Source organism: Nocardioides pelophilus, assembly GCF_014180685.1.
Taxonomy (GTDB): domain Bacteria; phylum Actinomycetota; class Actinomycetes; order Propionibacteriales; family Nocardioidaceae; genus Nocardioides; species Nocardioides pelophilus.
The window spans coordinates 1-8,863 of record NZ_JACEHF010000171.1 but is presented as its reverse complement, the minus strand read 5'-3'; the positions used below and the strand labels follow the sequence as shown (position 1 = coordinate 8,863).

The window sequence follows — 8,863 nt, the reverse complement described above, 5'->3', positions numbered from 1 at the left end:
GTGCTCCTCGCTCGTCGCGCCGACGACGACCTCGCCGGCGGCCCGCGGCACCAGGTACACGGGATCGCCGTAGACCCAGCCGCGGATCGTGCACGGCGGCGGATCGTCCGACCGCACGCGCAGGATCTCGCCGCGGACGCCCCGCACGAGGGCGTCGTACGGCGGCGGCAGCACCGCTCCGGTCGCGAGCACGGTGACGTCGCAGGGGCCTGGGGAGTTGATCGGCGCGACCGGCACCCGGTCGAGGAGCGCGGCGACGACCGACCGAGGATCGACGCTCGCCTCGTCGGCCAGCAACGCCGTGCCGTCCGCGAGCTGCTCGACCGCCGCGCCGTGCCGCGCGAGCAGGTCGGCCTGACGGGCGACCCGCTGCCGGTCGCCGGCGTCGTAGCCGACGAGCAGCGTCCCGTCGGCCCGGAGAGGCACGCCGAGCCGGTCGGCGTAGTCCGGCCACAGCGCCAGCGACTCCTGCCCGAGCCGCAGCAGCTGCTCCTCGCCGTGCCACAGCTCGGCCGAGGGACACAGCATCCCGGCGGCGGCGTACGACGCGCCCGTGCCCGGCGCCGGGTCGACGACGGTCACGTGGTGCCCGCGCCGGAGCAGCTCGTCGGCGACGGACAGCCCGATGATGCCCGCGCCCAGGACCGTGACCCGCACCTCAACCGCCGATCCGGGCGACGATCTCCTTCGCTGCCAGCACCGGATCGGGATCTCGCCAGATCGCGCCGATCACGGCGACCCCGTGGGCGCCGGACGCGGTCACCTCTCCGGCTCGGTCCGCGTCGATCCCGCCGATCGCCACCAGCGGCAGGACTCCGGCCGCGGCGGCGCCCGCCGCCGGCCCGAGCGGGTCGGGGAGACCGTCCTTGCTGGTCGTGGCGAACACCGGCCCGAAGCCCGCGTAGTCGGCGCCGTCGGCAGCGGCGGCCGCGACGTCCGCCCGCGAGCGGCAGGTGGCGCCGATGACCAGGTGCGGCGCGATCCGACGGGCCGCGGCGACCGGCAGGTCCACCCGTCCGAGATGGACGCCGTCAGCACCGGCGGCGAGTGCGACGTCGAGCCGGTCGTTGACCAGCACCGTCGCCCCGGACGGGCGAACGGCGGCGACGACGCGCTCGGCGAGTGCGGTCAGCGCTCGCCCGTCGAGCAGCTTGGCCCGGACCTGGAAGCCGTCGACGCCGGCATCGACCAACGCGGGCAGCAGGGAGAGGTCGTCCCGGTCGGAGACCAGGCAGGTGACGCGGGGGATCTGTACGGCACGGCCCATGGGGCTGCTCCTTCGCTTCCTTCGCCGGCATGACCCGGATCAGGTTCGACGGTCGGAGCAGCGTCAGCTCCCTCTCAGTCCGCTGCAGCGGACTCCCGTGGTGGATGCCGCAACGCTAGCGCAGCCGGTCGGCGACGTCAGCGGCGGCTGGTCGCGCCCTCGCTGTCGGCGAGCACGAAGCCGGCGTACCCGCGCCGGATGTCGAGCACGTGGTGCGCGAGGTCGTGCAGGAGGTGGGAGAGGACCCACTGCACGGTGACCGGCCACGGGTAGACGTCCTCGATCACGGTCGCGCGCTCGGCAGCGGTCAGAGTCGGGAGCATGGTCGCGACGGCGTCCCGCGCGGCGGCCAGGTCGGGGCAGCTGTGGCGCTCGGTGTCCAGCCGGTCGGTGACGTAACCGAGGATCGCCTCGGTGACCTCGACGCAGTGGTCGACGTACTCCTGCGCCGAGAAGACCTCCGCGGACGGCTTGCGGTGGGCGTCACCACGCTGCACCAGATCGGCGAGCGCAGCGAACACCCCCGCGAACGCGATCTCCTCGTCGTGGACCGCCCGCGTGTCGAAGCCGCACTCGTCGCACACCTCGACGGACACGCCGTCGATCTCCCGCCAGCCGTAGCTCATGCGGCGAGCGTACGACGCAGGAAGCCGCGTACGGCGGTCGCCGCGGCCCGGCCCGCCCGGTTGCCGCCGATCGTGCTCGCCGACGGCCCGTAGCCGACCAGCTGCACCCGCGGGTCCGCGGCCGCGGTGACGGCGGTCTGGACGTCCCGGCCGACCGAGAGCAGGGCGATCCCGCCGTGCGGGCTGCGCAGGTGGAGCGGCGCGAGGTGGCTCACCGCGGGCCGGAAGCCGGTGGCCCAGAGGATGACGTCGACCGGCTCGAAGGCAGCGCCCGATCCAGTGGGGTCGGCCCACCGCACGCCGTCCGGCTCGATCCGGTCGAACATCGGCCGGCGTGCGTCGTACACGCCGAGGCGGGCCGCCTCCTGCTCCTGCGGCCGCAGGCCCAGGCCCGTGACGCTCACGACGCTGGCGGGTGGCAGCCCCGCCCGGACCCGGCGCTCGACCAGCGTGATCGCGTCCCGGCCGGCGTGCTCGTCCCAGTCCTGGCGCCACACCGGCTCCCGACGGGTCACCCACACCACGGCGGTGCGCGGCGCGAGCTCACCGAGGAACTGGACCGCCGACGCCCCGCCCCCGACCACGAGCACCCGCTTGCCGTCGAAGTGCTCGGGACCCGGGTAGTCGACGGTGTGCAGCTGCTCGCCGCGGAACGTCTCGGCGCCGGGGTAGTACGGGACGAACGGCTGGGTCCAGGTGCCCGTCGCGTTGACCAGCGTGCGGGTGGTCCAGGCGTGCTCGCCGGCGCGGACGACGAGCAGGTCGCCGGCGCTCTCGACCCGGTCGACCCGCACCGGCCGCACCACCGGGAGGTCGTGGGCGCGCTCGTAGTCGCCGAACCAGGTCGGAATCACGTTGTTGGCCCGGTCGTCGACCCGGCCGGGAGCCGGCCCGTCCGGCAGGTCAGCGACGCCATGGACGTCGAGCATCGTCAGGGAGTCCCACCGGTGCTGCCAGGCGCCGCCCGGCTGCGGGTTCGCGTCGAGGACGACGTGGTCGAGACCGAGTCGCTTGAGGTGGTACGACGCCGACAGGCCGGCCTGGCCGGCTCCGATCACCAGGGAGTCGGTCACGTGCATGACACGTCAACCAATCATGAGCGCCCGATATGCCGCCGTTCCCGGACGCGTATCCTGACTGCTCGTGGCTGACGCTGAGTTCCGGTACTCCGACCTCCTCCCGACCGGCAAGGACGAGACTCCTTACCGCCTGATCACCACCGAGGGGGTCTCCACCTTCGAGGTGGACGGCCAGCAGTTCCTCCGCGTCGACCCGGAGGCGATCCGGCAGCTGACCGCGGAGGCGATGCACGACATCAGCCACTACCTGCGGCCCGCCCACCTGCGGCAGCTGCGCAAGATCATCGACGACCCCGAGGCATCGGGCAACGACCGCTTCGTCGCGCTCGACCTGCTCAAGAACGTCAACATCTCGGCGGGCGGCGTGCTGCCGATGTGCCAGGACACCGGCACCGCGATCGTGATGGGCAAGAAGTCCGAGGGCGTGCTCACCGGCAGCGACGACGCCGAGGCGATCTCGCGCGGCGTCTACGACGCGTACACCAAGCTCAACCTCCGGTACAGCCAGCTCGCGCCGCTGACGACGTACGAGGAGAAGAACACCGGCACCAACCTGCCGGCGCAGATCGAGCTGTACTCCACCCAGCAGGGCGAGAAGGGGCCGGAGTACAAGTTCCTCTTCATGGCCAAGGGCGGCGGGTCGGCCAACAAGTCGTTCCTGTTCCAGGAGACGAAGGCGATCCTCAACCCGAAGCGGATGCTGAGCTTCCTGGACGAGAAGATCCGCTCGCTCGGCACCGCCGCGTGCCCGCCGTACCACCTGGCGGTGGTGATCGGCGGCACCAGCGCCGAGTTCGCGCTGAAGACCGCGAAGTACGCCTCCGCCCACTACCTCGACAACCTGCCCACCGAGGGCTCGATGAGCGCCCACGGCTTCCGCGACCTCGAGCTGGAGGAGGAGGTCTTCAAGCTGACCCAGTCCTTCGGCATCGGCGCGCAGTTCGGCGGCAAGTACTTCTGCCACGACGTCCGCGTCGTACGGCTCCCCCGCCACGGCGCCTCGTGCCCGGTCGCGATCGCCGTCTCCTGCTCGGCCGACCGGCAGGCGCTCGGCAAGATCACCGCCGAGGGGGTCTTCCTCGAGCAGCTCGAGACCGATCCGGCGCAGTACCTGCCCGACACCGAGGAGCAGCACCTCATCCAGGGCGGCGAGGTCGTCACCATCGACCTCACCCGGCCGATGAGCGAGATCCTCGCCGAGCTGTCGAAGCACCCGGTGAAGACCCGTCTCTCGCTCACCGGTCCACTCGTGGTCGCGCGCGACATCGCGCACGCCAAGATCCAGGAGCGGCTCGACGCCGGCGAGGAGATGCCGCAGTACCTCAAGGACCACCCGGTCTACTACGCCGGCCCGGCCAAGACCCCCGAGGGCTTCGCGTCCGGGTCGTTCGGCCCGACGACCGCCGGCCGGATGGACTCCTACGTGAAGTCCTTCCAGGCCGCCGGCGGCTCCATGGTGATGCTCGCGAAGGGCAACCGCAGCAAGCAGGTCACCGAGGCGTGCAACGAGTACGGCGGGTTCTACCTCGGCTCCATCGGCGGCCCTGCCGCGCGGCTGGCCCAGGACTGCATCAAGTCCGTCGAGGTGCTGGAGTATCCCGAGCTCGGCATGGAAGCCGTCTGGAAGATCGAGGTCGAGGACTTCCCCGCCTTCATCGTCGTCGACGACAAGGGCAACGACTTCTTCACCGACCCGTCCGGCGCGGTCGACGTCCCGCTCAGCTCGATCCTCGGGTCGGGCATCCGGGTGCGGTCGGCCGAGTAGCGGCCCTCGCCGGGCGCCGGGGCCGCGCGGACGTCATACGTCCGTCGACCGATGAGCCCACCGCCGTATGACGTCCGGCGGGAGGTCATACGTGGGACGTCCGATGCGTGGCCGACCGTATGACGTCTCACGCCGCCGCGACGCCGGGGGTCCACCCCGCGCGACGCAGTGCCGCCTCGATCTGCGCGAAGAACTCATCAGGGCACAGCCGGAGGCCGAGGACCGGCAGCCGGAGGACGATGTCGCCCTCGATCGCCAGGGTGTTGTGCCGCAGTGCGTCGGCGACGAGGTTCTGCGCCCACGCGTGATGGATGCCGTCGACCTCGACCACGACGGCCCACTCCTTCCAACGGAAGTCGAGGAAGTAGGACCCGCGAGAGGTACGACGGAGCGCCTGTCGATCGGGTTCGGGGAGTCCGCGCTCCCGGCAACCGCGGAGAACGTCGAGCTCGCTGAGCGAGCCGATGCCGCCGTCGAGGTCGATGAGGAGGTCACCGAGCAGGGTCCGTCGCCGGTCGCGCCGCACCGTCAGCGCCGCCGCGGCGATGTCCTCGACGCGGGCGAGCCCCTGCTGGACGGTCATCGTCACCAGCAGCTGCGCCTGTCGCTCCGTGCGAGCCCAGAGGCAGGCGCGCACGGCGGCCACAGGATTGCGGGACCGCGGCACGGGGTCGGCGACGACGTCTTCCAGGTCCCAGCGGCGGGTCTGGCGGATGTCGACGCCGGTGCCTCGATGCCGGACTCGCGCACCCCGCGGCACCGTCACCCTGATCGCGTGCGGCGTGTAGTGCTCCAAGCCGGCACACACCAGGGATGACTCGCCGTCGATGTATGCCCGGGGGCCGGACTCCAGGACGGCGGCCCACCACCTGGCGTGCTCACTCAACGGTCCCGTGTGGACCACGATGCAGTGCACCCCGAGCTCCTGCCACCGACCGGCGTCGAGATTCGCCGCGATGGCTGCCGAGCTCATCCCGAGCACGTGCAGCTGCTCGCGGGTGACCACGCCGCCCTGGCCATCGGCGAGCGACTCAGCCGCCGCGCGGTGTCGGCGGCGGCGCTCCGCCGTACTCCTGTTGCTGGTCGTCATCCCCGCAGCATCGGTCGACCTACCCACCCGGACTCCCGCTCTCGGCTCCCCTTGTGGACGGGTCCCGCACCCACGATCCCTGTGGACGGTTGCCGGCCACCGCATCCCTCGGCGGACGTCATACGCCCGCTGACTCATCGGTCGAGGAACGTATGACGTCCGGCGGGACGTCATACGCGGGCGACCCCATTGGTGGACCGACGTATGACGTCCGCCGCACCGCGCTGGGGGGTCCCTGCTTCGGGGAACCACCACCCCCCTGGCTACGTTGGAGGAGGAGTAGCCCCTACGCCTGAGGAGAGACGATGCGCTGCCCGATCGACGAGACCACGCTGGTGATGAGCGACCGCAGCGGCATCGAGATCGACTACTGCCCGCAGTGCCGGGGGGTCTGGCTGGACCGGGGCGAGCTCGACAAGATCATCGACCGCTCGGTGTCGATGCCGCCGCCCGCCCAGGCCGCACCGCCGGCGGCAGCGCCGGCACCGCAGTACGACCGGTACGACGACCGCCGGCAGCAGCAGTACGCGCCCCAGCAGGGCCACTACAAGAAGCGCAAGAAGGAGAGCTGGCTCTCCGAGATCTTCGACTGACCTTCGAGGTCGCGGCCGAGTAGCATCCCTGACGTGCCGCTTCAGGATGAGCTCCGGGAGCTCTTCACGAAGGTCGGCCCGCAGGTCTTCGAGGACGCGGACACCTTCCGGGGGGCGTTCGACGACTTCGTACCGGAGGGTGCGGCCACTGCCGGCGAGCGTCGACTCCTCGTCGACGCGATCGCGACCGGCTCCTTCCAGCGGCTCGTCACGCAGCTCGGGATCGACGCCGACCCGGAGACGGCGATCGCGGCGGAGGCGACCCGGCTGGCCCGCGACCGCGGCACGGTCGAGACCGACGGCGCTCGGTGGGCGCTGTCGGCGCTCGCGTTCGCGCGCGGCCTGACCGACGCCGGCAGCGTGACCACCCGGCCGTCGGCCCTCGGCAACCCCGCTGCGCCGGAGCCCGAGGACGCGGCGGCGTACGCCCCGACGATCACGGTCGACGACGCTCAGCGCACCGAGGTTTCCCCACAGCCACCAACACCGCCACCAGCACCCCCGCCAGCACAGCCACCAGCACAGGGCACCGGCATCGGCGCCGTCGCCGCGCCGTCCCCCTCCCGACGCGGCCGGAGCCGGCTCGTGGTCGCCGGCGCCGTGCTGGCGATCCTCGTGGTCGCCGTGGTGGCTGCGATCGTCCTGCTCGGTGATCGCGACGACGAGGGTGGCCGCGAGGCGCAGGACAGCGCCGACAGCACCGCCGACAGCACCGCCGACAGCACCGACAGCTCCGACGACGCAGACGCAGGGTTCTTTCCCGAGCCCCCCTCGGACCTGCCCACGCTGCCGGTCGGCTACCCCGAGACGTTCGAGTTCGACGTCCGCCTCCCCGGCGAGCTGACGCCGACGGTCAAGGAGAGCTTCGGGGAGGGTATCTCCACCGAGATCTTCTCCGGCGGCGACCCGACCTCGCCCGCGGTCCTGGCCGAGGACGGCCCGCAGCCGACCGCTGCGCGGGTCGGCGAGCTGGTCGCGGCCGGCATCCCGCCCCGGGTGAAGTTCTACTCGCTGCGCCAGGTCGGCCAGGACGGCGGCGAAGCCAGCGGCGGCGACCTCCTCGACCTCATGCAGGCGACCGACGAGATGACGGCGTACTGGACCAACGTGCGCGCCCTGCTCACCGAGCTCGGCACCATCGGTGCGCCGGTCGAGGTGATCCCCGAGCCGGACCTCCCCGGGGAGGTGCTCTCCGCCACCCCTGACGCCACCAGCGTGCCGATGGCCGTGTCCGCGACGGGGGTCGAGGGACTCGCCGACCTTCCCGACACCTTCGCCGGCTGGGCCCAGGCATGGACCACGCTGCGTGACGAGCTGGCGCCGCAGGTCCGGCTCGGCCTGACGGTGTCGCCGTGGCAGATCCAGGACGACCTGCTGCCGAACCCGCCCGCGACCGCGCAGGTCGAGGCATGGGCGGTCACCTTCGGCGACTCCTACGCGACGCTCGGCGCCCGGTTCGACTTCCTCGACACGATCCTGACCTACGTCGAGGGCGGCTCCCAGGGCGACGAGTACCTCGCCGACGACCAGTTCTTCGACCGGCTCCTGACCTGGGTCGACGGCATCAGCACCGCCACCGACACCCGGGTCGTCATCGACAACGTCCCGGTCGGCAACACGGTCTACCGCACCGTGGACGACTCCGAGTACCACTACCGCGACACCTGGGTCGAGTGGATCCTCGGCGACGACGACTTCACCAACCTGCTCGCGCTGCGCGACGCCGGGGTGATCGGGATCGTCTTCGGGGTCGACGGCGCGCCGGCCTCCATCACCTGCCCCTGCGACGCCGCCGGCGACGGCGTGACCAACGGCGGCGACCACGGCCTGACGTCGTCGGCGGCCGACGACGACGGCGGCTACCTGGCCGAGCGGCTGCGGGCGTACGCCGAGACCGGCGGCCTCCCGCTCTGAGCGGCGCCCCCGGGACATCTCCCGGTGATGCCATGCTGTGTGTCGTGGCACTGCACGACGAGCTGGCCGACCTCCGTGCCGAGGTCGGCGCCCAGGCCTTCGAGGACCCGGTCACCTTCCGCGCCGCCTTCGACGACTTCATCCCCGAAGGCTCCGCGACGACGGGCGAGGTGAGCCTGCTCGTCGGGGCGATCTCGACCGGGGCGCTCCAGCGGCTGAAGGAGCAGCTGGCGCTCGGCGCGGACCCGGCCTCCTCGATCGCCGCACAGGGAGACCTGCTCGCCCGCGACCGCGGCACGAGCGACTCCAGCGGCTGCCGGTGGGCGTTGTCGGTCCTCGCGCACGCGATCGGCGCCGTCCCCCTCACCCAGGTGCTCACCCGCCCGTCCGTCCCCGACCCGGTCGGCACGGCGGACCGGCCGGCGTCCGCGCCCGACGCGGACGACCTCGACACCGGTCCGACCCGGGTCACTCCCGACGAGCGACCGACCGTGGCTCCGACCGCCCTCACCGACGCCACCCGGGTGGC

At 72.3% G+C, this 8,863-nt stretch carries 9 protein-coding genes and 1 riboswitch; of the genes, 4 read left to right on the top strand and 5 right to left on the bottom strand.

Annotated elements, in window-relative coordinates:
- From H0488_RS19645 to H0488_RS19630, 4 genes are all read right to left on the bottom strand, one after another.
- On the bottom strand, positions 1–657 hold a 657-nt coding region (locus H0488_RS19645; RefSeq protein WP_183100927.1), incomplete at its 3' end, for an FAD-dependent oxidoreductase.
- 1 nt (position 658) lies between these two features.
- Positions 659–1,267, bottom strand: coding sequence for a thiamine phosphate synthase (gene thiE / locus H0488_RS19640; RefSeq protein WP_183100926.1), 609 nt, complete (start codon positions 1,265–1,267; stop codon positions 659–661).
- Positions 1,265–1,376: riboswitch (TPP riboswitch) on the bottom strand. It overlaps the preceding gene by 3 nt.
- A gap of 28 nt (positions 1,377–1,404) precedes the next feature.
- Positions 1,405–1,893 carry a DinB family protein gene (locus H0488_RS19635; RefSeq protein ID WP_183100925.1) on the bottom strand — a complete coding sequence of 163 codons (489 nt, stop codon included), beginning with the start codon at positions 1,891–1,893 and terminating at the stop codon, positions 1,405–1,407.
- A complete protein-coding gene (locus tag H0488_RS19630) occupies positions 1,890–2,972 on the bottom strand; it encodes an NAD(P)-binding domain-containing protein (protein ID WP_183100924.1) in 1,083 nt (360 codons plus the stop codon). Before H0488_RS19630 ends, H0488_RS19635 begins: the two co-directional genes overlap by 4 nt.
- Positions 2,973–3,036: 64 nt before the next feature.
- Between H0488_RS19630 and H0488_RS19625 the strand changes: the two genes are divergently transcribed.
- Positions 3,037–4,737: a fumarate hydratase gene (locus tag H0488_RS19625; RefSeq protein ID WP_183100923.1), complete on the top strand. Its 1,701-nt coding sequence runs from the start codon at positions 3,037–3,039 to the stop codon at positions 4,735–4,737.
- A 127-nt stretch (positions 4,738–4,864) separates the two neighbouring features.
- On the opposite strand, the gene H0488_RS19620 is transcribed toward H0488_RS19625, so the two are convergent.
- Entirely contained in the window at positions 4,865–5,827 is a 963-nt protein-coding gene (locus tag H0488_RS19620; protein ID WP_183100922.1) for a DUF559 domain-containing protein, read from the bottom strand.
- Between the two features lie 305 nt (positions 5,828–6,132).
- Between H0488_RS19620 and H0488_RS19615 the strand changes: the two genes are divergently transcribed.
- The 3 genes from H0488_RS19615 to H0488_RS19605 all read left to right on the top strand — a co-directional run.
- Positions 6,133–6,420 carry a TFIIB-type zinc ribbon-containing protein gene (locus H0488_RS19615; RefSeq protein ID WP_183100921.1) on the top strand — a complete coding sequence of 96 codons (288 nt, stop codon included), beginning with the start codon at positions 6,133–6,135 and terminating at the stop codon, positions 6,418–6,420.
- Between the two features lie 33 nt (positions 6,421–6,453).
- Positions 6,454–8,334 (top strand): hypothetical protein, encoded by a 1,881-nt coding sequence (locus H0488_RS19610; RefSeq protein ID WP_183100920.1) that lies wholly within the window; start codon positions 6,454–6,456, stop codon positions 8,332–8,334.
- A 44-nt stretch (positions 8,335–8,378) separates the two neighbouring features.
- A partial coding sequence (locus H0488_RS19605) for a hypothetical protein (protein ID WP_220794807.1) occupies positions 8,379–8,863 on the top strand: 485 nt, incomplete at its 3' end.

Excerpts from the sequence above, each read along its gene's own strand:
- thiE (WP_183100926.1), bottom strand. The coding sequence starts at position 1,267 with ATGGGCCGTGCCGTACAGATCCCCCGCGTCACCTGCCTGGTCTCCGAC.
- H0488_RS19635 (WP_183100925.1), bottom strand. The coding sequence starts at position 1,893 with ATGAGCTACGGCTGGCGGGAGATCGACGGCGTGTCCGTCGAGGTGTGC.
- H0488_RS19630 (WP_183100924.1), bottom strand. The coding sequence starts at position 2,972 with ATGCACGTGACCGACTCCCTGGTGATCGGAGCCGGCCAGGCCGGCCTG.
- H0488_RS19620 (WP_183100922.1), bottom strand. The coding sequence starts at position 5,827 with ATGACGACCAGCAACAGGAGTACGGCGGAGCGCCGCCGCCGACACCGC.
- H0488_RS19615 (WP_183100921.1), top strand. The coding sequence starts at position 6,133 with ATGCGCTGCCCGATCGACGAGACCACGCTGGTGATGAGCGACCGCAGC.